Source organism: Ruegeria sp. AF7 (assembly GCF_056541885.1).
In genome coordinates, this window is sequence record NZ_JBQFYX010000022.1 from 1 (window position 1) to 21470 (window position 21470).

The 21470-nt window shown below is 59.6% G+C and carries 19 protein-coding genes; 3 read left to right on the plus strand and 16 right to left on the minus strand.

Annotated features, from left to right (window positions below; all coding sequences use genetic code 11):
* Nucleotides 1–169: 169 nt before the first annotated feature.
* The 10 genes from rfbA to ACR0AP_RS19210 form a co-directional block, all read right to left on the minus strand.
* On the minus strand, nt 170–1060 hold the full coding sequence (gene rfbA, locus ACR0AP_RS19165) for a glucose-1-phosphate thymidylyltransferase RfbA (RefSeq protein ID WP_480508669.1): 891 nt from the start codon (nt 1058–1060) through the stop codon (nt 170–172).
* The gene (gene rfbD / locus ACR0AP_RS19170) at nt 1057–1923 is read right to left on the minus strand and encodes a dTDP-4-dehydrorhamnose reductase (protein ID WP_480508671.1); all 867 of its coding nucleotides are present in this window, start codon (nt 1921–1923) and stop codon (nt 1057–1059) included. The genes rfbA and rfbD overlap by 4 nt, the downstream gene beginning before the upstream one ends.
* Entirely contained in the window at nt 1920–2963 is a 1044-nt protein-coding gene (gene rfbB / locus ACR0AP_RS19175) for a dTDP-glucose 4,6-dehydratase (protein WP_480508673.1), read from the minus strand. The genes rfbD and rfbB overlap by 4 nt, the downstream gene beginning before the upstream one ends.
* Before the next feature lie 3 nt (nt 2964–2966).
* Nucleotides 2967–3524: a dTDP-4-dehydrorhamnose 3,5-epimerase gene (gene rfbC, locus ACR0AP_RS19180; RefSeq protein WP_209508312.1), complete on the minus strand. Its 558-nt coding sequence runs from the start codon at nt 3522–3524 to the stop codon at nt 2967–2969.
* Between the two features lie 142 nt (nt 3525–3666).
* Nucleotides 3667–5412, minus strand: coding sequence for a Mur ligase family protein (locus tag ACR0AP_RS19185; protein WP_480508675.1), 1746 nt, complete (start codon nt 5410–5412; stop codon nt 3667–3669).
* Nucleotides 5413–5426: 14 nt separating this feature from the next.
* Complete coding sequence (gene cphA, locus ACR0AP_RS19190; protein WP_480508677.1) at nt 5427–8228, minus strand: cyanophycin synthetase; 2802 nt, start codon at nt 8226–8228, stop codon at nt 5427–5429.
* 15 nt (nt 8229–8243) lie between these two features.
* Complete coding sequence (locus ACR0AP_RS19195) at nt 8244–9140, minus strand: cyanophycinase (RefSeq protein WP_480508679.1); 897 nt, start codon at nt 9138–9140, stop codon at nt 8244–8246.
* 274 nt (nt 9141–9414) lie between these two features.
* Nucleotides 9415–10926: an L-piperidine-6-carboxylate dehydrogenase gene (amaB, locus tag ACR0AP_RS19200; protein ID WP_480508681.1), complete on the minus strand. Its 1512-nt coding sequence runs from the start codon at nt 10924–10926 to the stop codon at nt 9415–9417.
* A gap of 3 nt (nt 10927–10929) precedes the next feature.
* Nucleotides 10930–12036 carry a saccharopine dehydrogenase family protein gene (locus ACR0AP_RS19205; protein ID WP_480508683.1) on the minus strand — a complete coding sequence of 369 codons (1107 nt, stop codon included), beginning with the start codon at nt 12034–12036 and terminating at the stop codon, nt 10930–10932.
* 134 nt (nt 12037–12170) lie between these two features.
* Nucleotides 12171–13424 (minus strand): cytochrome-c peroxidase, encoded by a 1254-nt coding sequence (locus ACR0AP_RS19210; protein WP_480508685.1) that lies wholly within the window; start codon nt 13422–13424, stop codon nt 12171–12173.
* Between the two features lie 33 nt (nt 13425–13457).
* Here ACR0AP_RS19210 and ACR0AP_RS19215 point away from each other — a divergent pair, with 33 nt between their 5' ends.
* Nucleotides 13458–13928, plus strand: a complete 471-nt coding sequence (locus ACR0AP_RS19215) for a tetratricopeptide repeat protein (protein WP_267365609.1) — start codon at nt 13458–13460, stop codon at nt 13926–13928.
* 30 nt (nt 13929–13958) lie between these two features.
* Here the strand turns inward: ACR0AP_RS19215 and ACR0AP_RS19220 are convergent, their stop codons facing one another.
* From ACR0AP_RS19220 to ACR0AP_RS19245, 6 genes are read right to left on the minus strand one after another with little or no spacing between them, the layout of a single operon-like run.
* Nucleotides 13959–15020 carry a TRAP transporter substrate-binding protein gene (locus ACR0AP_RS19220; RefSeq protein WP_480508687.1) on the minus strand — a complete coding sequence of 354 codons (1062 nt, stop codon included), beginning with the start codon at nt 15018–15020 and terminating at the stop codon, nt 13959–13961.
* Between the two features lie 24 nt (nt 15021–15044).
* Nucleotides 15045–16334 (minus strand): TRAP transporter large permease, encoded by a 1290-nt coding sequence (locus ACR0AP_RS19225; protein ID WP_209599366.1) that lies wholly within the window; start codon nt 16332–16334, stop codon nt 15045–15047.
* Nucleotides 16335–16922 carry a TRAP transporter small permease gene (locus tag ACR0AP_RS19230; protein ID WP_209507970.1) on the minus strand — a complete coding sequence of 196 codons (588 nt, stop codon included), beginning with the start codon at nt 16920–16922 and terminating at the stop codon, nt 16335–16337.
* A gap of 53 nt (nt 16923–16975) precedes the next feature.
* A complete protein-coding gene (locus tag ACR0AP_RS19235) occupies nt 16976–17491 on the minus strand; it encodes a flavin reductase family protein (RefSeq protein WP_480508725.1) in 516 nt (171 codons plus the stop codon).
* On the minus strand, nt 17491–18381 hold the full coding sequence (locus ACR0AP_RS19240) for an aldo/keto reductase (protein ID WP_480508689.1): 891 nt from the start codon (nt 18379–18381) through the stop codon (nt 17491–17493). Before ACR0AP_RS19240 ends, ACR0AP_RS19235 begins: the two co-directional genes overlap by 1 nt.
* Nucleotides 18381–19535, minus strand: a complete 1155-nt coding sequence (locus tag ACR0AP_RS19245) for an LLM class flavin-dependent oxidoreductase (RefSeq protein WP_480508691.1) — start codon at nt 19533–19535, stop codon at nt 18381–18383. Before ACR0AP_RS19245 ends, ACR0AP_RS19240 begins: the two co-directional genes overlap by 1 nt.
* A 105-nt stretch (nt 19536–19640) precedes the next feature.
* Here ACR0AP_RS19245 and ACR0AP_RS19250 point away from each other — a divergent pair, with 105 nt between their 5' ends.
* On the plus strand, nt 19641–20351 hold the full coding sequence (locus tag ACR0AP_RS19250; protein ID WP_480508693.1) for a GntR family transcriptional regulator: 711 nt from the start codon (nt 19641–19643) through the stop codon (nt 20349–20351).
* A gap of 12 nt (nt 20352–20363) precedes the next feature.
* The gene (locus tag ACR0AP_RS19255) at nt 20364–21464 is read left to right on the plus strand and encodes a Gfo/Idh/MocA family protein (RefSeq protein ID WP_480508695.1); all 1101 of its coding nucleotides are present in this window, start codon (nt 20364–20366) and stop codon (nt 21462–21464) included.
* Nucleotides 21465–21470: the final 6 nt, after the last annotated feature.

The window sequence follows — 21470 nt, forward strand, 5'->3', positions numbered from 1 at the left end:
AAACGGTGCGCACGCCCAGATACCCCATATCCCGCCGCGCCTAAAGGACAGATGCAACCCTGCGGCACACCAACCCATCCCAACATCCAAACACGCTAAATAAGACCTCACACACAAACCCGCAACCAAAACCAAAAAACTAAACCAAGCCAATACCGCTATTGAACGGCTAATGGTTGAGCAGGTTTTTGAGGTATTTTCCGTATTCGTTTTTGCCGAATTTGCGGGCGCGGGCTTCGAGGTCGTGGTCGTTGATCCAGCCCAGCGTATGGGCGATTTCGTCGGGTGATCCGGTTTGCAGGCCTTGCCTGTCCTGAAGCGTGCGCACGAAGTTTCCGGCGTCCAGCAGGCTTGCATGGGTTCCGGTATCCAGCCAGGCATAGCCGCGCCCCATGCGGTTGACGCTGAGCAACCCGGCCTCAAGGTACATTTCAAGCAAGGTGACAATCTCAAGCTCGCCGCGTGCAGACGGTTTTACGGCGCGGGCGCGTTCAGGGGCAGAGCCGTCCAGAAAATACAGCCCGGTCACGGCGTAGTTCGATGGCGGCACTTGGGGTTTCTCGACAATCTGGGTGACGGCGCCAGCCTCGTCATAGGCCACGACCCCGTAGCGTTCGGGATCAGCGACCCGATAGCCGAAGACGGTGCCTCCGGTCTCTTTGGCGTCTGCCGATTGCAGGATCTCGGGCAGGCCGTGCCCAAAGAAGATGTTGTCGCCCAGCACCATGGCCGAGGGGGCACCATCCAGAAAATCTTCGGCCAGAATATAGGCTTGCGCCAACCCGTCAGGAGAAGGTTGAACAATCCAGGTCAGGGACAGACCCCATTGGCTTCCGTCACCCAACAGGCGCTGAAACTGCTCCTGATCCTGCGGCGTCGTGATCATCGCGATGTCGCGGATCCCGGCCAGCATCAGCACCGAAAGGGGGTAATAGATCATCGGCTTGTCATAGATGGGTAAAAGCTGTTTCGAGACGCCCATCGTGATCGGATAAAGTCGGGTGCCTGACCCGCCTGCCAGAATGATACCTTTGCGTTTCTTGCCGTTCCGGGTCGTCATGTGCCGAGTTCTCCAAGGTCTTCAAGTATGCTGTGCAGGCCCGCCTTCCAATCCGGACGGGGCACGCCCAGGTCCGTTGTCAGTGTCGTGCAGTCCAGGCGGCTGTTCAGGGGGCGTTTCGCGGGGGTCGGGTATGCGCTGGACGGGATGTCTTCGACATCGCAGTCGATGCCGGCCTGATCGAAGATCTCGCGCGCAAAATCGGCCCAGCTGACATCAGGGCCACCGCCGCAATGGTAAATTCCGGTCTTTTCATCCGGGTTTGTCAAAAGGGCACGGGCCGCGCCGATACAGGCCTCGGCCAGTGCCGATGCCGGGGTTGGCCCGCCAATCTGGTCTGCGACAATTGTCAGGCGGTCACGCTCTTTGCCGAGGCGCAGCATGGTTTTGACGAAGTTATGCCCATGTGACGACACCACCCAAGAGGTTCGTATGATTGCATGGGGTCCGCCCGCCGCAATCACACCGGCCTCGCCTGCCAGCTTGGTGCGCCCATAGGCGCCCAGCGGGCCGGTCGCGTGGTCGGGCGGAAACGGGGCCGTGCCCACCCCGTCAAACACATAATCTGTCGAGACCTGAACAAACGGCACCCCGCGCCCGGCCGCGGCTTTGGCCAGCGCCGTGGGCGTGGTTCCGTTGATCAGCAGGGCAAGGTCTTCCTCCGCTTCGGCCTTGTCGACGGCGGTATATGCGGCGGCGTTGATCACCGCATCCGCGTCGGTGTTGCGAACCAGGGCCGCGCACCCTTCAGGATCGGTAAAATCCGCCTTGTCGCGCCCAAGCGCTTCAACCGAGATTTCCCCGCCACACCGGATCAGTTCCCGGCCCAGCTGACCGGTCGCCCCGAAGACCAGAAGTTTCACGCGCTGACCCCCAGCCGTTCGCCAACGCCGGACCGGTTCTGTAAAGACCGCCACCACTCTTCATTGTTCAGGTACCATTCAACCGTTCTGCGCAGACCCTCCTCTACCGTCACGGATGGGCGCCAGTTCATTTCGTTGCGCATCCGCGAGGGATCGATGGCGTAACGCGCATCATGCCCGGGGCGGTCTGTGACAAAGGTGATCTGGTCCGCATAGAGCCCCTGCGGTTTCGGGCGCAGGTCGTCCAGGATCGCGCACAGCGTCTGCACCAGTTCCAGATTGCTGCGCTCGTTCTCGCCACCGATGTTATAGGACCGGCCGACAGCCCCCTTTTGCACCACCAGCAAAAGCGCGTCGGCGTGATCCTCGACATACAGCCAGTCGCGAACATTCGAGCCGTCGCCATAGATCGGCAGCGCCTTGCCCGCGATTGCGTTCAGGATCACAACAGGGATCAGCTTTTCAGGGAAATGATAGGGCCCGTAATTGTTCGAACAGTTGGTCAGCACCACCGGCAGGCCATAGGTCTCGTGCCAGGCCCGGACCAGATGATCGCTGGAGGCTTTCGACGCGGAATAGGGAGACCGCGGATCATAGGGGGTATCCTCGGTGAACTGGCCGGTGGGGCCCAGGCTGCCAAAGACTTCATCGGTCGAGATATGGTGGAACCTGAAAGTGTCCGGTTTTCCCTGTCCGGCCCAATAGCTGCGCGCCGCCTCCAGCATGTTGTATGTGCCCAGGACATTGGTTTCGATGAAAGCCCCCGGCCCGTCGATGGACCGGTCAACATGGGATTCCGCCGCCAGGTGCATCACCGCATCAGGCGCATGTTCGGCAAACACCGCCTTCAGGGCCGCAGGGTCGCGGATATCTGCGTGAACAAAGGCATAGTTCGGGTTCTCTGCAACCTCGGCAACATTGTCGAGGCAGGCCGCATAGGTCAGCGCATCAAGGTTCACGACCTGATGTCCGTCCGCAATGGCACGCCGCACGACCGCGGACCCGATGAAACCCGCACCACCTGTCACCAACAGTTTCATATTCTATCCTTCGTAAACAAACGGGCTGTCAAAATCGGCCAGCGCAGGCGCAATCCTGTCCTTGTCGCTCAGCACCGGGTTCCCCTGCAAGGGCCAATCAATACCACAGCTGTCCCAGCGCACACCCCCATCGGCATCCGCATTGTAAAAGCTGGTACATTTGTAGCAGATTTCGGTGTCGGGCTCTAACGTCACAAAACCATGGGCAAAACCCGCCGGCACCCAAAGCTGTCGCCCGTTCTCAAAGCTGAGCTCGATGCCGAAAGATTGCCCATAGGTCGGCGATCCCTTGCGGATATCGACAGCGACATCATAAAGCGCGCCCCGGCCCGCCCGCACCAATTTGCCCTGCGCATGCGGGGGCGCCTGAAAATGCAGGCCGCGCAATGTCCCCACCGCGGACGACAACGAATGGTTGTCCTGCACAAACTCCGGCAACACAACCCCAGCCTCTTCCAGCCGCGCCTTGTTCCAGCTTTCAGAAAAAAAACCCCGCAAATCCCCATGCCGCTGCGGGCGAATAACCAACACACCCGACAAACCCGTCTGCTCAATCTCCATATCACCCAACCTCAACAACCTGTTGCCTGTGTTAGGCGAGTATTGCCAGGCTGGATGTCAATGCAAGGGCGATACGCAAATTGCTGCTCAGTTGACCGCAGCCGGAGGTGGCGGTTCGTTGTTTTACTGGTCCTTCAACCCGCTAGGTCGCCTGTTGGTCCAGCATCTCAAGCACGGCGTCGCGTTCCGACAGAACCAGCAGCAAGGCTAGATCGCCCGGTTCCACCAGTTTCAGGATCATCGCGGCGGCCTCGGACGGGGATGCGGCCCTTTGGATCTGGGTCTTGTTATATCCCTGTTCCAAGGCAGACTTTTCGATCAGGTCCGGTATCTCTCCCATTGAGCGGCCCCTCAGATACCCTTCCAGTTCGGCAGCAACGACCACGTCGGGTTGGAAGTTCAACGCGGTTGCGGTGACGTCCCGAATGTCCTGATCCGAGCGGTCTCCGGCATGGCTGAGCATGATGAACCTCCGTTTTGCCGGCAGGGCCGACAGCGCATCGCACACGGCAGAAATCGAATGCGGATTATGTGCGAAATCCACGAAAACCTGAGCGCCGTTGTACCGGAATTCGTTACAGCGACCCGGATTGTCCTTGGCATCCGGCTTGAACCCGGCCAACCCTTGCCGCACCGCCTCAAGCGGCAGTTTCAATGCCAGCGCAAGGCACATAGCCGCCAGAGCGTTCAGGATGTTGTATTTCGCGACCCCGCCCATGGTCAGGGGCACGACGGACACGGCAATGACCGTATGCTCGGACCGGCCGTCGAAAAAGACGATATTGCCCTGCGAGACATAGGCGCAGCATGTTCCCGCGTCGCGCGCCCGACGGATCAGATCATTCCCGGCATCCAGTGAAAACCACCAGATATTTGCCGCCGTGTTTTCGGCCTCGGCACGGACAAAAGGATCATCGGCATTCAGGGCCAGAACGCCGCCCTTGGTCAGTGTCCGGTGCACGGCGAATTTCGCCTGAGCCAGCTCGGGCACCGTGTTGACGCCGTATTGCCCCAGATGATCGTTCGCCACGTTGGTGACAGTGGCGGCCATGGCCGCACGCGTCGGCAGGCCGCGACGCAGGATACCCCCACGGGCCACTTCAAGGCAGCCGATTTCAAGCCGCTTGTCGCGCAGCAACATCCGCCCTCCGCCGGGGCCGGAATAGTCGCCGCGATCCAGAATATCATCACCCACGCGCACAAACTCGGTCGAGGTCAGCCCCGCGACCTTGCCCGATGCGCGGGCGATGGCCTCCAGCAACCGGGTCGTGGTGGTCTTGCCATTGGTTCCGGTGATGAAGGCGACGGGGATGTTGTGAAGGGAGGGCCAGTCAACGTTATCCGGGGCGGGCAGTGCGTTGACAGGCCAGACTTGACTGCCGGTGCCATGCCCGATGGAAATCTCGTCATCGTCGCACAGGATATCCACACCATGCGCCTCGGCGGCCGCGATCAGGGCGATCAGCGCAGGATTGGCCTCCTTCGCCATGACGCCTTTGACGTCCCGGATCATCTGATCAAAATCGCCCGGCGTGGCCTCCAACAACTCTGCCGCGCAGAAATGCCAGGCGGTCTGCGCCGCAAAGATCGCGGAATAAAGCTGATCCATCGGTGCCGAGATCGCCAGATTGACACCACCGGTGAAGGTTCGGTGGGTCAGTGCCTGATCCTGCCAGCCAAGCGCATCCAGAACGCGCCGGGCGTGTATTTCCCACAGTGCAATGACCTGCGCGGGGTCGATATCAGTGAAAAACACGTCCATCACCGCGCCGGGGTAATCCCATAACAGGCCGGGGCCGGTCAGGCGCCGCGCGTCATCCACCTGAATATGATCAGCGGTCGCGCTTTCGATGGTCAGCGCGGTTTCAAGCTCTTCGATCCGGTCCATTCCGGTACCTCCGCTCAATCCGCGTCTTCGCTGATGTCACGCGCCAGTCTTACGCCGCGTTCGTCCCGGATCAGGTTCTGATCGCTGTCGAACATGTCCTCGAACGTGGTGTCGGCGGGGCTGGTCCCGGGTGTCGCCTCGGTTTCAGAGGTTTCGCCATCGGAATTGAAGTAGATGATCTGTTTCCAGCAGCGTGTGGTGTCATCTCCGAAGATCACCAGCAGATCGCCCGGTGCCGCCATCTCCAGCGCTGTAGTCACGGCCTCAACCTCATCCGGAATGATCGAGATCACGTCGTCCGGCGTCCCGCAATCGATCAGGGCCTGCCGCATCATTTGCGGCACTTCGTCATGCCCGCGACCCCGGCGGCGGTCGTCTGCCTTGCAGATGAAGTGGTCAAAATGCCCGGCCAGCGCTGCGGCCCCATCAACAATGTCTTCATCGCGCCGGTCGCCGGGCATCGCAACAACGCACAGCCTGCGGCCCTTGACCTCCAACTGATCGGCCAAAGCGGCCATCGCCTTCAGCGCGGCCGGGTTGTGGCCGTAATCAAGGATCACCTTGAAAGGATGTTCATCATAGACATTCATCCGCCCCGGCGCCTGGAAATAACTGGTGTCGAAAGTGCGCAGACCATGCCGGATATTGTCCAGATCGACCCCAAAGCTATAGGACATGGCCGCCGCGACCATGGCGTTTTGCACGTTGAAGATCGCCTTGCCCTCAAGCGTGGCAGGGATCAGATGCGACCACAGAACGGGGATGTGAAGCCCTTTGTCATAGATGGTCAGCATGTCGCCATTCATGCCTTTTTCCAGCACGATGGCCTTGCCCCCTGTCTTGATATGTTCCTTGACCAGACTGTGGCCGGGGTTGGTCGTGACATAGAAGATCTGATCCGCCCCGGCGTAATCGGCCATCTTCAGACAATTGATGTCGTCTGCGTTCAGCACGGCCGTATCGGTCGCGCTTTCCACCACCACCCGTTTGACGACGGCCAGCTCCTCGACCGTGTTGATCCCGCCCAGACCCAGATGATCTGCCGAGACGTTCAGACAGGCCGCCACGTTCGAGCGTTGATAGCCCAGACCCGAGCGCACCAGCCCGCCCCGCGCGGTTTCCATCACCGCAAAATCGACCATCGGATCACGCAGGACGATCTGCGCCGATTTCGGGCCGGTCATATCCCCCTTGACGCTCAGCTTGCCATCCACATAGACGCCGTCGGTCGAGGTCATGCCAACGATCTTGCCGCTGGTTTTCATGATATGACCCAGCATCCGCGACGTGGTCGTCTTGCCGTTGGTGCCGGTGATGGCCGCAATCGGGATGCGGGTCTGTTCATTGGCGGGGAACAGCATATCGATGACCTTGCCCGCCACATCGCGCGGCTGACCTTCGGACGGGGCCACATGCATCCGGAAACCGGGTGCGGCGTTTACTTCGACAATCGCGCCACCGATATCCTTGTAGGATTTGGTGATATCGTCGATCAGGAAATCGACACCGCCCACATCCAGCCCGACGGCCATGATGGCGCGTTCGGCCATGTCGCGGTTGTCAGGATGCACCACGTCGGTCAGGTCGATGGCGGTGCCGCCCGTTGACAGGTTCGCGGTCGAGCGCAGATAGAAAACCTCGCCCTCGGGCAAGACAGTGTCTTCCGTCACGCCCGCATTCTCCATCAGGCGGTTTGCCTGATTGTCCAGCTCAAGCCTGGTCAGTACTTTTTCGTGCCCGATGCCCCGGCGCGGGTCCTGGTTCACGATGTCGACCAGTTCAGCAATCGTATGAGTGCCGTCGCCTGTCACATGGCCGGGGACGCGTTTGGCCACCGCAACCAGTTTGTCGTTCACGACCAGCATCCGGTGATCAAATCCGGTGATGAAGCTTTCAACCAGAATGGCGCGGCTGCGCGAATGCTCTTTGGCCTCGGCAAAGCCTGCCTCGACCTCGGCATCGGAATTCAGATTGATCGAAACGCCGCGCCCATGGTTGGCGTCCAAGGGCTTGACCACCACGGGAAACCCGATCCGCGCGGCAGCGCGCACGGCCTCGCGGGCCGAATAGACCATGCGCTGCTGCGGAACCGGCAGGCCAAGATCGTTCAGCAGGTTATGGGTGTCTTCCTTGTCGCAGGAAATCTCGACCGAGATATGCTTGGTCTCGGACGTAATCGTCGCCTGAATGCGTTTCTGAAACTTGCCGTGCCCAAATTGCACAAGCGATCCCGAGTTCAGCCTGATCCACGGAATGTCGCGTTCCTGCGCCGCCTTGACCAGCGATCCGGTTGACGGGCCAAATTCCTTGCGTTGCGCCCGCAGAACAAAGCTGCGCAGTTCTTCATCCCAGTTGAAGTCCGGGTCGAATTCGTAATCCACCTGATCTTTCAGGGATTGCGGCAGCAGATGCATCAGCAACCGCATCGCCAGATTGCCCGCATCCAGACCGACGTCGCGCTGGCGGTATTCATAAACCATATTGTACTGGCCCGGCTCACCTGTGCCGCGCGTACGGCCAAAGGTAACGTCGGATCCGGCCACGTTCTGCACTTCGATGGCGCAATGTTCCAGCACATGTCCCAGCCAGGTGCCTTCATCCTCGCGCAGGCGGCGGATGAAGCCGCCGGGTTCGCGATAAGAGCAGCCATGTTCCGCCAGACCGGGAAGCGCCTTGATCAAGGCGTCAATAAACTCGGAACCAATCCTTGCCGAGGGCCATTCTTCCAGAATTCCCAGATCGATGACGTGGCGAATGACCGGAAAACTTGCCCAGACATTCGGGCCGACAAAGACATTGGTCGAGATTATTTTCATGAGGCTCCCCGCTGGTTAGCTTTTTGTTTTCTCCCCGCTGGCGGCCTCTTGACCGGACATGTCCGGCAATGTGCAGAACGCCAAATGCTCATCCGGCGGAAAAGCCTGGCGAGCCGTCAGATCATAACGGCACCCTTCGCCCAGAACGTCAAGCCGAAGTCCAAGCAGGCTCAGCGCTTCGCCGCGGCGCGCGTCCCACATCGATGAATGGGTCAGATGACTGGCGTCCACGACGGTAACCGATCCGCTGCCCACGACTTCAAGGACATTATCGGGTCCGATGAAGGCTGCCGTGTCTTCGTCGATACCCAGTCCGATCAAAAAAGGGTTGAAAGATGAAGCGGTTAGCAAACGTCCCAGCCGATTGCGTTGTGTGAAGTGCTGGTCGATGATGACGGCGTTGGTCAAACCCATGCCCGGAGCCAGCGTGATATTGCCCTCAGCCGGAGCCGAGTTGCTGCTGCCCCCGGCCACCATGTGTTCGGACATGATCGACGCCCCGGCTGAAGTGCCGGCAACCGGCACACCGGCCGCATTCCGGCGCCGAATTTTCTGCGCCACAAGTGTGCCACCCAGAATCGCCGACAGCCGCAGCTGGTTGCCGCCGGTCATGAATATCCCTGTAGCGCGGTCCAGCATCTCGGCATAATCGGGATTGTCGCAATCAGCACGCCACGAGATGGGCAGAAATTCGACCTTGCCCGCGCCCAGCTCGGAAAAGATGCGATTGTAATCCGGTCCGGTCTCTTCCAACATCGAGGCCGTCGGGATCACGACAATATCGGCATCAGGACCACCAGACAGCTCAACGAACTTGCGGTGAATCTGCATTTCCTTGACGCGGTCTTCGCCGCCGCCGATCGGGATGATGAACCCGCGCGGGGTCTCTGCATCAACGGGTGCAGGGCACATATCTTACTTACCTTCCGGTATAAAAGCAGCCAGCCATCGGGGCCACTCGGACGCTTAACCTGTTCATACATGCCGTGTCGGGCCATCTGACCCTATCGGACATGCCGTTCCCCCCCCAGCGACATCACATGCCGCACGGCAGGGATTTCGTCAAGAACCACCGGTTTTGTGCCTGCTTCAGCCTGCCAGTGCCAAACCCTGCACGACAAAAGCGATCCCCCCGAAACATCAAAGCTCCGGGGGGATCAGATTGCCCGTCAGTTTGCGCGCTGGTTCAGATGTCGAATTTGACACCCTGCGCCAGCGGGAGCTCTGCCGAGTAGTTCACGGTGTTGGTCTGGCGGCGCATATAGGCTTTCCACGCGTCCGAGCCGCTTTCGCGTCCGCCACCGGTTTCTTTCTCGCCTCCGAATGCGCCACCGATCTCGGCGCCCGAGGGGCCTATGTTGACGTTGGCAATACCGCAATCCGACCCCGCCGCAGTCAGAAACTGCTCGGCCTCGCGCATGTTCAGCGTGAACACACAGGATGACAGCCCTTGCGGCACATCGTTTTGAATCTGGATCGCATCGTCAAAGTCGTCGTAGCCCATAACATAAAGGATCGGCGCGAAAGTTTCGGTTTTCACGACCGCGCTTTGGCCGGGCATTTCGACAATTGCGGGCTGCATATAGACACCCGCAGGAAGCCCTTCGGTCACGCGTTCACCGCCAAACACGGTGCCGCCTTCGGCCCTTGCGGCCTCCAGTGCGGATGTCATGGCGGCACCCGATGCCTCATCCACCAGTGGCCCGATCAACGTGCCCTCAGACAGCGGATTGCCGATGGGCAGACCAGCATAAGCCTTTTTCAGGCGGCTCACCAGTTCCTCGCGGATCGAGTTGTGCACGATCAGACGGCGCAGCGTGGTACAGCGCTGACCGGCGGTCCCAACGGCCGAGAAGACAATGGCGCGCACGGCCATTTCCAGATCCGCCGAAGGGCCGACGATCATCGCGTTGTTGCCACCCAGCTCCAGAATGCACTTGCCAAAGCGTGCCGCAACAATGGGCGCAACCGCACGGCCCATTCGTGTGGACCCTGTGGCCGAGATGATCGGAACATCTTCGCTGGCCACCAGCGCCTCGCCCAACTCCGCGCCACCGATCAGGACCTGAAGCAACCCTTCGGGGGCATCGCCAAACCGCACCAGCGCGCGTTCAAAGATCTTCTGGCAGGCCATCGCTGTCAGCGGGGTCTTCTCGGACGGTTTCCAGATCACCGGATCGCCACAGACCAGTGCCAAAGCGGCATTCCACGACCAGACCGCAACTGGGAAATTGAAGGCCGAGATCACCCCGACCGGACCCGCCGGATGCCAGGTTTCCATCATCCGGTGACCTGGGCGTTCCGACGCGATGGTCAGACCATAAAGCTGACGCGACAGACCAACGGCAAAGTCGCAGATGTCGATCATCTCCTGCACTTCGCCCAGACCTTCGGAGGTGATCTTGCCGGCCTCCCAGCTGACAAGCGCGCCCAGTTCGTCCTTGGCCGCGCGCAGCTCTTCGCCCAGCAGGCGGATCAATTCGCCCCGACGCGGGGCCGGCACAACGCGCCACGCCTTGAACGCGTTTTTGGCGCGGGCAATGATCGCGTCCATTTCGGTGGCCCGAGTTTCGTGCACTTCGGCCAGCAGGCAGCCGTCAATCGGCGACGTCACCTTCAGAGTGCCGCCCTTCAATGCAGCATCCGTCAGATCCAGATTTGCAAGCGTGGTTTGGGCTGTCATTACGATGTCTTTCATATCTCAGGCCGCCTTGTTCTGCCGGGTCACGTCACCAGCACGATACAGCTGGCCAAATTCCGTATTCAGGAAGTCGTTCAGTTTAACCTGTTCCTGCCGGACGAACCCTTTCGAAGGCAGCGTGCCGGTGCGCATCAGGTCAACAACGCCCAGAATACCCGCAGCTGTGGTGACCTGAATGGCACTCCAGACCTGTCCGTTGATGGTGCGGGAAAAGCTCTTGTTGATCAGAGATTTCTCGCGCAGAACGCCGTTGATCATGCCCTTGGCCGTGCAATAGACCAGCACAACGTCCTGATCGGTGCGGGGCAGGGCGGTCTCGAAGATCTCTTTCAGCAGATCGCGGCGGCGTTCCAGTCCCAGATCGTGCAGCAACAGTTTCAGGATTTCACAATGGCCGGGATACCGGATCGTGCGATAAGACACGGCCCGCGCCTTGCCTTCCAGTGTTTCCGGCAGCGTGCCCAACCCGCCCGAGGTGTTGAAGCATTCGTATTCCACGCCATCGTGACCCAGAATCTCGTAATCTTCCAGCGGCGCGGTCTTGACCAGTTTGCCGTTCACAATGGCGTCGCAGGGATTGCAGTACTCGTTGATTAACCCATCGGTCGACCAGGTCAGATTGTACTTCAGTGCATTGGTCGGATAAAGCGGCAGCGCGCCCACCCGCATATGCAGGCTGTCCAGCTCATCAAACTCTGCGGCAAGCGCGGCTCCGGAGATACCCACAAAACCAGGTGCCAGACCACATTGCGGCATGAAAGCCGTCTCACTGCCTTCGGCCAGCTGGCGTACGGCCTCGGTGGCCGCGACGTCTTCGGTTAGGTCAAAATAATGCGCGCCCGCCTCTTTGGCGGCCTTGGCAATGTTTGGGGTAAGAAAGAACGGTGCCGCTGATACCACGGCGTTAAACCCGGTCAGCTCCTTTGCCAGACGATCCGCATCCCGGGCATCAATCTGCTTTGTTCCAATCCCAAGCCTTGTGATTTCACCCAGTGCTTTCAGGTCATGGTCAGCCACAGTCACTGTATAGTTTGGCGAGGCCCTCAGCAGCGTCGCGATCATCTGACCGATCTTGCCAGCCCCGATTACGCAAATATTCCAGGACATCAACGTCTCCGTAAATTTCTGTTCCTGATATTATGGTGCAGGGCTGGCCAGACATTTCCTAGGCCGCAATTTGACGAAGTGATCGACTTATCCGACATTATGCCGGAATAATTGTCATTATGGCGTGACCGCCATCAGGGGTTGAAATCGGCCGGCACCCCGAACGGAGGAGAGCCAACACCGGTGCCCGTCAAGGAATGCAGAAATGCGACCAGGGCGGCGATTTCCGCATCCGAAAGCGTCACTGGAACAATGTCGATCCTGCTGCGCTGGCGTTCCATTTCGAACCGGTCGTCCCACACCACGAAATCCACCTCTTGCAGCCAGGGAACCTTGGGCAACGCAGCCATTTCGGGTTTCCATTTGGCAAGGCTGGTCTGTGGGTCAAGATGGTGACGGATCATGCTTTCGAGGTCCGTAAAAGCACCGTTATGCCCGTAGGGCGCGGTCAGGGCGACATTGCGCAGCATCGGAGTGCGAAAGCGATAGGCGTCTTCCAGGCGGTTGCTTTCCGCCATCCGCCCAACGTCCCGCGCATATGGGTCCCATTGCCGGGTCCGACCCGGCCCGAATGGCGGCAAACCCAGCGCGTGAAACTTTTGGTCCGACATCAACGGACCCGCATGGCAGGTCGCGCATCGCGCATTGCCATAAAACAGGTTCATCCCGTCTTTCTGGATGTCTGACAGCGCATCTTTGTCCCCGGCCAAGTACTGGTCGAATGGGCTGTCGGTGCTGCGCCATTCAATGGCCATGAAGGCCGCCAGCGCGTTGGCGATCTGGGTGATTGTGATGTCTTCGGTGGTCTCGATATCGTCAAAAGCCGCGACTATGGCTGGGCCATAGCGCGGATCGGTCCGCACGCGTTTGGCAAGGATCGGCCAGCCCTTGTCAATCCTGTCGTGAACCGCGCCGGTCACCTGATTTTCAGCGACATTACCGGCCATCTCGAATTGCGCGGTCAGCGGGAACAAAGCCTGCGCTGCCAAAAGCGAGTTCAATCCCCCGGGCAGCCATTCCTGCGCAGGCGAATTGAACCCGTTGCCATAGATGTTCGAGATGCTCAGGCGGCCATCGTGGAAAACGGTATGGATGTCCTTTGCCCCGAGGTTCCACAACCCCGGCGCGTTTCGGGGAATGCGTTTGCGGATCCTGTCCGCCCCGGTGCCCGGTGCGCGCTCCGGGCCAAGACCCTGTCCGCCTTCGCCGATCCCCAGGGACAACCCGTCAGAGGTGCCGAAATCGGGGTGATGGCAATGGGCGCACGAAATGTTCTGATTACCTGACAGGATCGGATCGTAAAACAGTTGATGACCGATAGCGGCCTGTTCCATATCAAATGGGATAAAGTCATCATCCGTCAGCGGGCGCGGCAGGTCCTGCGCCACCGCGGCCCCCGCCCAAACGAGGACAATCGCCCAATGCGCCAGTTTCTCTTTACCCTTTGTTTTCTTGCGACCCCGGCTCTGGCTGAACTGGAACAGGCCCGTGACATGATGGAGGCCGGGGAGTTTGAAGCCGCGCGCGCGGAACTGCTGCCTGCCGCCCGGTCGGGCAATGCCGAGGCCGAGGAACTGATTGGTGTGATGTACGGGTTGGGTCTTGGGGTCGAGCAGGACCACGAAAGAGCGTTTGAATGGTATCTGCGTGCCTCGATGAAGGGGCATCCGGGGGCACAGTCGGGGGTTGGCTGGTACTATGAACTGGGTCTGGGAATGCCCGCGCCCGATCTGGTGCGGGCCTATATGTGGTACACGCTCAGCGCCATTGGCGGCGATCCCGATGCAGCGATCAGCCTTGAGGAAGTGATCAAGAAAATGTCGCCGGAGCAGATCGAGAAGGCGCATGTTCTGGTCAACGACTACAAAGGGTGGATGTACCCGTTTCGATAAGGGCCGGGCCACAAGGCCCGACCCATCCGTTTAGTTCAGGTCCGCATTGCGCGAGGCGTTCACATCCGCCTCGGCCGCTGCGACGGCTTCGGTTAGCGCGGCAAAGATTTCATCACCACGGGCAACATTGGACTGAAACCAGGCATAGACCGGAGTGGCAGCCTCTTTGAACGCAGCCTTTTGCTCGGGCGTTGGGACGTACAGGTCACCGCCACCTGCGACGAAGTCTTCATACGCCTGGATCGATTTGCGCTTGGGCGAGGCAAAGGTGGCCTGTTGCAGGGCGTAGAACCCATCGACAACGACCCGACGCATATCTTCCGGCATCGCTTGGAACTTGGCGTTGTTCATCCACCACAGCGCACCCATATAGGCGTGCCCGTCCAACGTGACAAATTGCAGGCCGGCATCCGGGAACTTCATGCCCATGATGTCGGTGATGCCGTTCTTTGACCCCTCGACAACGCCGGTCTGGAAGCTGGTGAAGAGTTCCGGCCACGGAATCGGGGTCGGTGATGCGCCCAGTGCTTTGACCAGTTCCTGCGGCAGGTCTGCAACGACGGTGCGGATTTTCAGACCTTCCATGTCGGCAGGCTCGGCGACGCGGTGTTTTGTGTTGGCGAAGTTGCGCCAGCCACCGGTGTTGCCGATGGTCATCAGGCGGATCGCGCCACCGGAATCCTCAAGCGCCATGTCGCGCATGGTGCGGGTGAAATCGCCTGACAGAACATGCTCGGCGATCCGGTCATCGGCCATCAGATAGGGCAGGTCCAGAACCTGCACATAGGGGAAGATGCCCGACGCCCCGCCCGAGGTAGAGATATAGATATCGATGGTGCCATCCGCCACGCCCTGCAGGCATTCAGCACCGTTCGAACACAGCTGGGTGCCGATGAACAGCTCAACCTCGATGGCGCCGTTCGACGCCGCCTCGACATAGTTCTTGAAAACGATAAGACCGTCGTAGTCCTCGTCATTTTCGTTCGAATTGGCTGTGGCGCGCAGCGTATAGTCCGCAGCCGTCGCCGCGACCACAGACGCGGCCACAAGCGATGTGGCAATCGCCGCTGTTTTTATGAAGTTTCCGAGCATGCGTTTCCTCCCTGTGATACTCAGTCAGTTTGCAAATCCCGTTATCCTCGGGATCGTCATGGATAGTGCGGGGATGTAGGTGATCAGAAAGATCACGATGATTTCGACCGCCAGAAACGGCAGGATCGCCTTGGCGATTGTCTCGACCCGCTCCCGCGACACGGCGGCGGCCACGAACAGCACCAGCCCCATGGGGGGCGTGGCAAGACCCACGGTCAGATTGACGCTCATGATAATGGCGAAATGGATCGGGTCTACACCGAGACTGGTGAAAATCGGGCCAAGGATAGGCCCAAGGATGATGATCGCAGGGCCTGCGTCCAGAAACATCCCGACGATAAACAACAACAGGTTGATCAGGAACAACAGGATCAGCGGATTTTCCGACAGGCTGAGGATCAACGAGGCCAATTGTTCCGGGGCGTGGCTCAGGCTGACCACGGTCTTGAACGCCATTGCTGCGCCAACCAACAACAACACCACGGCCGACGTCATACCTGCATTGCTCAGAACGTCGGGAATTTCCCTCAGGGTCAGTGTGCGCAGAACGAAAAACCCGATGATAAACGCGTAGCCCACAGCGACTGCCGCGGCTTCGGTCGGGGTAAATATACCCCCCAGAATGCCGCCCAGTATGATCACCGGCGTCATCAGCGGGAAGAACGCCTTGAGGCTGGCTTTGCGCCGCTCATCCCATGTGTATTTCCGGCTGGCGACGGGAAAATCGTACTTGTCGGCCATGAATTTGATCATCACCATCAGGCCGACACCCACCATGATTCCGGGCACGATGCCTGCAAGAAACAGGGCGGCCACGCTTTCTCCCATGACATAGGCATAGATGATCATAATGCCCGAGGGCGGGATGATCGGCCCGATCACCGAACTCGCGGCTGTGATGGCGGCGGCGAATTTTCGGGTGTAGCCCTGTTTTTCCATCGCCGGGATCAGCATCGACCCCAGGGCGGATGTGTCAGCCACCGCAGATCCCGAAAGGCCCGCGAACAGGATCGAGCTCAGCACGTTTACATGCGCCAGCCCGCCGCGCAGATGGCCCATCAGGGCCTGGCTGAATTCGACAAGGCGGATGGTGATGCCGCCACGGTTCATCATTTCCCCGGCCAGCATGAAGAACGGGATGGCCATCAGCGGAAAGCTGTCCATGCCGTTGTAGACATTGCGATAAAGCAGGGTGATGTCATTCGTCTGTCCGTTCAGCCACAGCAGAATGCCGGGTGCTGCCAGAAGCGCGAAGAAGACTGGCAGGCCGATCAACAGGAAAATCAGGAAAGTGGGCAGGAACCAGATCAGCATTTATTCGGCCCCCACGGCTGCGTCGGGAATGTCCGGCAAAAGATGCGCGCCGCCAAGCAAGGTGACCACGGAACGCAGGATAAGCTCGATATTGACCGAGATCAGCAGAATGATGCCCACCAGCAGCGAAGCCATCATCCAGCTGCGCGGAATGCGATACCACTCGTCAAACCCAAGCGATGTCGGCAGGTACAGGGCGGCGGTGGCGAACCTGCCGCCAAAGCCCGTGACCTCGGACCAGCCGATATTGACCGCAACCAAAAGCACGGCCAGCGAGATCAGCAGGAGGAACAGATTGAGCGACAGGCCGAGCATACGCGGCAGAAACCGTTGCAGCATGTCGATAGCTACAAACCCGCCGCGCCGAAAGGCCGTCGGTGCCATCAATCCGGTCATCCACAACATACAGAACCGCGCGGCCTCATCCGGCCAGGGCAGGGCGTTGCCCAGAACGTATCGGAAGAACACCTGAATCAGGATTGCGATGACCATGAATGCAATCGCAACAACGCCAACCGCGCGGCCCAGACGCAGCACGGTTTCGTTCACAAATGCAATCGGCGCAAGCACCGATGCCAGTCCGCCCATGCGGATCCTCCCTTGTTCAGCCGCAGGTGTGTCCCGCGGTCGTCAGATCGCGCTTAGTGCTGCGCGAATTGGCCCATTTTCCCGGCATAGAACGTCAGCGCGTCGCCGTCGCTCATGCTGGCCTTCAGGACTTTGCCCACCACGATCACGTGATCGCCCGCGTCGTGATAGGCATGTTGTTCGCATTCAAACCGTGCCAGACAATCCGACAGCAGCGGGGTGCCGTTTGCACAGCGCTCGTGCCGGATGTCGCGCAGGGCATGGGCATCTTTCGAGCAGCCAAAACACAGCTCAGCCTGCGCAGACGATAACACATGCACCGAGAAATGCCGTGCCGCGCGAAAATAGGGGAACCGGCGCGAGTTGCGGTCGCCGGCCCACATGATCAGTGGCGGGTCCAGCGACAGCGACGAAAAGCTGTTGGCCGTGATGCAGATCGGGCCGTCACCGCTGTCGCATGTCACAATGGTAACGCCGGTTGCAAACCGCCCAAAAGCATCCCGCAGGGTCCGGGTGTCGTCCTTGTGTGGCACAAAGGTGTAGGTCATGTTCCTTGAGATTGCGTTCATCATGCTACCTCATGCCCCAGCGCCGCCTCGTACAGGCGGAACCAGGTTTCGCGATCAATTGTGACTTTCAGCGCGTCCGAGATGCGTTTGATACGGTTCAGGTTGTTGGTGCCCAGAACCGGCAGAATGCCCGCCGGATGAGCCAGCAGGAAGGCCACGGCCACAGCGGCCCGGTCTACACCGAACTCCTCCGCGATTTCATCGGCAACAACCCCAACGGGCGGGTTTCCGGCCATCAACAGCCCACCCCCCAGCGGCGACCACGCCATAAGGTGGTGCCCATGCTGTTGGTGAAACGCCAGATCTCCGTTGGTGAAAGGGGTGATCTCGCCCAGTGAGATCTCGATCTGGTTGGTGACCAGCCGGGTTTTCATCGCCGATTGCAGCAGGGTCCAGTCCCATGGACGGAAGTTCGAAACACCAACCGCGCCCACCTTGCCGCTGGCGACAGCCTCATCCAGTGCTGCTCCGGTATCGTGGTGGTCCATGAACGGATCAGGGCGGTGGATCAGCAACAGATCGATGTGGTCGATGGCCATTTCCGACAGGGACATGTCGATGGACTTCAGGATATGCGCGCGCGAGGTGTCATAGTATTTGACCTTCGCATCTGAATGCCGCCCCACGGGCGCGACGATGTCACATTTGGTGACAATCTCCATCTTTTGGCGCAGGCCGGGATTGGCGCGCAAGGCGTTGCCCAGAACGGCTTCGGCCGCGTATCCGCCATATATGTCGGCCTGATCGAAGGTGGTGATGCCCTGATCAAGGCAGGCTTGAATCTTGGCCTCGACATGCCCTGCCGAGGTGTCGCTATCGTCACCCAGCCGCCACATGCCATAGACAAGGCGGCTCATTTCCAGCGTCGGGGATAGTTTCACACGTTGCATCAGCGGCGCACTCCGTTGCCCAGCGGTGTGGCCGGGGGTGTCTTGGGCACACGCCCGTAGGCTTCGGGAAGCGAGCAGGTTTTCAGATGCGGCATCACACGCGCACCGAAATGCTTGGCCTCATCCATGTGCGGATAGCCTGAGAAGATGAACGCGCGAATGCCCATCTTCCGGTAATCTTCGATCTTTGACATGACCTGATCGGTTGATCCAACCAGTGCCGCACCACAGCCCGAGCGGGCGCGGCCGACGCCGGTCCACAGACCGGGTTCCACATAGCCATATTCATCCGCCAGATCACGATTCCTGGCCTGATGCGCCACGCCAAGCGACGTTGCATCCAACGCCCGTTCGCGGATCGCGCGGCCATAGTCGTCATCCAGTTTTGAAACGATGTAATCCGCGTATTCCTGCGCCTCGGCTTCGGTATCGCGAACGATCATGTGAACCCGCAAGCCATAGTCGAGCGTACGGTCATAATTTTCGGCCACTGCATGAACAGCTTTCATCCGCTCGGCCAGTTGATCCTTGGTTTCCGGCCACATCAGGTACACATCGCAATGCTCGCCGCACAGCTCCAGCGCCGAGGGCGAATAACCGCCGAAATACAGCAGCGGCCCGCCAGTCTGATAGGGTCGCGCCGGGTCGGTTGTCAGACCTGAAAAGTTATAGACCTCGCCCGCATGGTTGATTTCGTCCTGCGTCCAGGCCTGTTTCAGGATCTCGACCACTTCGCGCGAGCGTTGATAGCGATAGGCACTGTCGACCTTTTCGCCGGGAAAATCGGATGAAATGATGTTGACGGTCAGCCGCCCCTTCAGCATGTGATCCAGCGTTGCGATGGTGCGGGCCAGCATGATGGGCTGCATCTCACCACAGCGCACGGCGGCCAGTAGGTTGATCTTTTCGGTGATCGGCGCGCAACCTGCGACGAAACTCAGCGTGTCCTGACCGACCTGATAGGACGACGGGCACAGAATGTTGCGAAAGCCTTGCGCCTCGGCCTCTTTCACGATGGCCGAGCAATGCTCCCAGCTGGAGCGCAGATCACCATCGGGCACACCCAGAAACTGATAATCGTCGGAACATAAGGCAGCGAACCACGAAACCTCGGCCGCATCCAGATCAGGGGATGTGATGGGGACGATGGTCATTTGATTCACGCTCCGTGCATCTTTTACTTTCCCCTTGCGTAGCAACCACATTGATGTAGATCAATAGTGTATCAATTTTTCCTGCGACCGAATGAAGCGCCTGAAATGCCCCCCAACACCCGAAACCCCAATGCCCTGCCTATCTATGTTCAGATTGCCGAGCTGCTGATCCGCGATATCGCTGCAGGCCGTTTGATCGATGGTGAGCGTCTGCCCCCGGAACGCGACATGGCGGCCGAGCTGAACGTGTCGGTCGGCACGCTGCGAAAATCGCTCGCCGAGCTTGAGAAAAAAGGCATGTTGGAGCGTATTCAGGGTTCAGGAAATTACATCCGCGAGACCGGAACCCAGAACAGCGTCTACGCGATGTTCCGGCTGGAACTGCCCCAAGGGGGCGGGTTGCCGCGTGCGGATATCCTGTCGGTCGATCATCTGAAGAAACCTTCCGATCTGCCGGATTTTGGTACCTCAGACACCGGATCGCGCGTACGTCGGATGCGCTATCTGAATGACACAATCATCGCGGTCGAGGAAATCTGGCTGGACGAATCAGCCGGCCTGATCAAGCGAAGCCTGCTGTCAGACTCGCTCTATCGCTATTATCAGCACCAGCTGGGCTTCTGGATATCACGGGCCGAAGATCGCGTATCGATTGGCCAGTTGCCCGATTGGACGCCCGCGGTGTTCACCAAAGCCGCCGGTGAAACGGTGGGCTATATCGAACGGTTCAGCTGGTCGGACAAGGCCGAACCTGTCGAATTTTCCAAGACCTGGTTCGACCCGGACCGGGCCACCTATGTCCAACGTCTGAAGTAAAAGGAAACGCGCATGACCCGGACCATCAATTACGGGCTGATCGGATGTGGCATGATGGGGCAGGAACACCTGCACAACATCGCCCTGCTGGACGGCACGCGTGTCGCAGCGATATTCGAACCCGATCCCGGGATGGCAAAAGCCGCGCAGGCGATTGCGCCGGGTGCGGTTATGGCACGCTCGGTGCAAGAGGTGTTGGATATCGAAGACCTGGACTGCTTGGTCATCGCCAGCCCAAACCACATGCATGTCGACCAGATCTGTGAAATCGCGCAAACGCGCCCCTTGCCGCTATTGGTGGAAAAGCCCCTGTTCACCAACCCCCAGGACGCCGCAAGGCTAGAGAAGGTTCAGCGCGACTATCCACACCCGATCTGGGTCGCAATGGAATACCGCTATATGCCGCCCATCGCGACCCTGATCGACAAGATCGGGGACACTGGCGGGGTCCGGATGCTGTCGATCCGGGAACATCGCTTTCCGTTTCTGCGCAAAGTCGGCGACTGGAACCGGTTCAACCGCAACACCGGCGGCACTTTTGTTGAAAAATGCTGCCATTTCTTCGATCTGATGCGGCTGATCCTGCAATCCGACCCTGTGCGGATCACCGCAAGCGGCGGGCAGGCGGTGAATCATCTGGACGAAACCTACGGCGGTGAAACACCCGATATACTGGATCATGGCTATGTTCTGGTCGATTTCGCCAATGGCGCGCGCGCGATGCTCGAGCTGTGCATGTTCGCCGAAGGCGCCCGCTATCAGGAAGAGATTTCGGCCATCGGGCCCAACGCCAAGGTCGAGGCTCTGGTGCCGGGGCCGGGACGGTTCTGGCCCGACCATCTGGGAACGCCGCCAGTGCCGCAGGTCATCGTCAGCCCGCGGGACCCCAAGGGGCCAATGTCGCACGACATCCCTGTCGATCCCCGCTTGCTGGCTGCCGGTGACCACAACGGCTCGACCTATTATCAGCACAGGGGGTTTCTGGATCTGGTGCGCGGGCACAAGGCCGAACCGGATGTAACAGTGCAAGACGGTCTGTGGGCGGTGCGAATGGGATTGGCGGCGCAGCAGGCCCTGCAAACCGGCGAAACGGTTCACCTAAAGCACCCTTAGACTGAC

What these genes read in the sequence shown, in the direction of transcription:
- ACR0AP_RS19205 (WP_480508683.1), bottom strand. Translation starts at nt 12,036, where the DNA reads ATGTCCTGGAATATTTGCGTAATCGGGGCTGGCAAGATCGGTCAGATG.
- ACR0AP_RS19255 (WP_480508695.1), top strand. Translation starts at nt 20,364, where the DNA reads ATGACCCGGACCATCAATTACGGGCTGATCGGATGTGGCATGATGGGG.
- ACR0AP_RS19185 (WP_480508675.1), bottom strand. Translation starts at nt 5,412, where the DNA reads ATGGACCGGATCGAAGAGCTTGAAACCGCGCTGACCATCGAAAGCGCG.
- cphA (WP_480508677.1), bottom strand. Translation starts at nt 8,228, where the DNA reads ATGAAAATAATCTCGACCAATGTCTTTGTCGGCCCGAATGTCTGGGCA.
- ACR0AP_RS19240 (WP_480508689.1), bottom strand. Translation starts at nt 18,381, where the DNA reads ATGCAACGTGTGAAACTATCCCCGACGCTGGAAATGAGCCGCCTTGTC.
- ACR0AP_RS19195 (WP_480508679.1), bottom strand. Translation starts at nt 9,140, where the DNA reads ATGTGCCCTGCACCCGTTGATGCAGAGACCCCGCGCGGGTTCATCATC.
- amaB (WP_480508681.1), bottom strand. Translation starts at nt 10,926, where the DNA reads ATGAAAGACATCGTAATGACAGCCCAAACCACGCTTGCAAATCTGGAT.
- ACR0AP_RS19230 (WP_209507970.1), bottom strand. Translation starts at nt 16,922, where the DNA reads ATGGGCGGACTGGCATCGGTGCTTGCGCCGATTGCATTTGTGAACGAA.
- rfbA (WP_480508669.1), bottom strand. Translation starts at nt 1,060, where the DNA reads ATGACGACCCGGAACGGCAAGAAACGCAAAGGTATCATTCTGGCAGGC.
- ACR0AP_RS19235 (WP_480508725.1), bottom strand. Translation starts at nt 17,491, where the DNA reads ATGAACGCAATCTCAAGGAACATGACCTACACCTTTGTGCCACACAAG.
- rfbC (WP_209508312.1), bottom strand. Translation starts at nt 3,524, where the DNA reads ATGGAGATTGAGCAGACGGGTTTGTCGGGTGTGTTGGTTATTCGCCCG.
- ACR0AP_RS19220 (WP_480508687.1), bottom strand. Translation starts at nt 15,020, where the DNA reads ATGCTCGGAAACTTCATAAAAACAGCGGCGATTGCCACATCGCTTGTG.
- ACR0AP_RS19245 (WP_480508691.1), bottom strand. Translation starts at nt 19,535, where the DNA reads ATGACCATCGTCCCCATCACATCCCCTGATCTGGATGCGGCCGAGGTT.
- ACR0AP_RS19225 (WP_209599366.1), bottom strand. Translation starts at nt 16,334, where the DNA reads ATGCTGATCTGGTTCCTGCCCACTTTCCTGATTTTCCTGTTGATCGGC.
- ACR0AP_RS19250 (WP_480508693.1), top strand. Translation starts at nt 19,641, where the DNA reads ATGCCCCCCAACACCCGAAACCCCAATGCCCTGCCTATCTATGTTCAG.
- rfbB (WP_480508673.1), bottom strand. Translation starts at nt 2,963, where the DNA reads ATGAAACTGTTGGTGACAGGTGGTGCGGGTTTCATCGGGTCCGCGGTC.
- ACR0AP_RS19215 (WP_267365609.1), top strand. Translation starts at nt 13,458, where the DNA reads ATGCGCCAGTTTCTCTTTACCCTTTGTTTTCTTGCGACCCCGGCTCTG.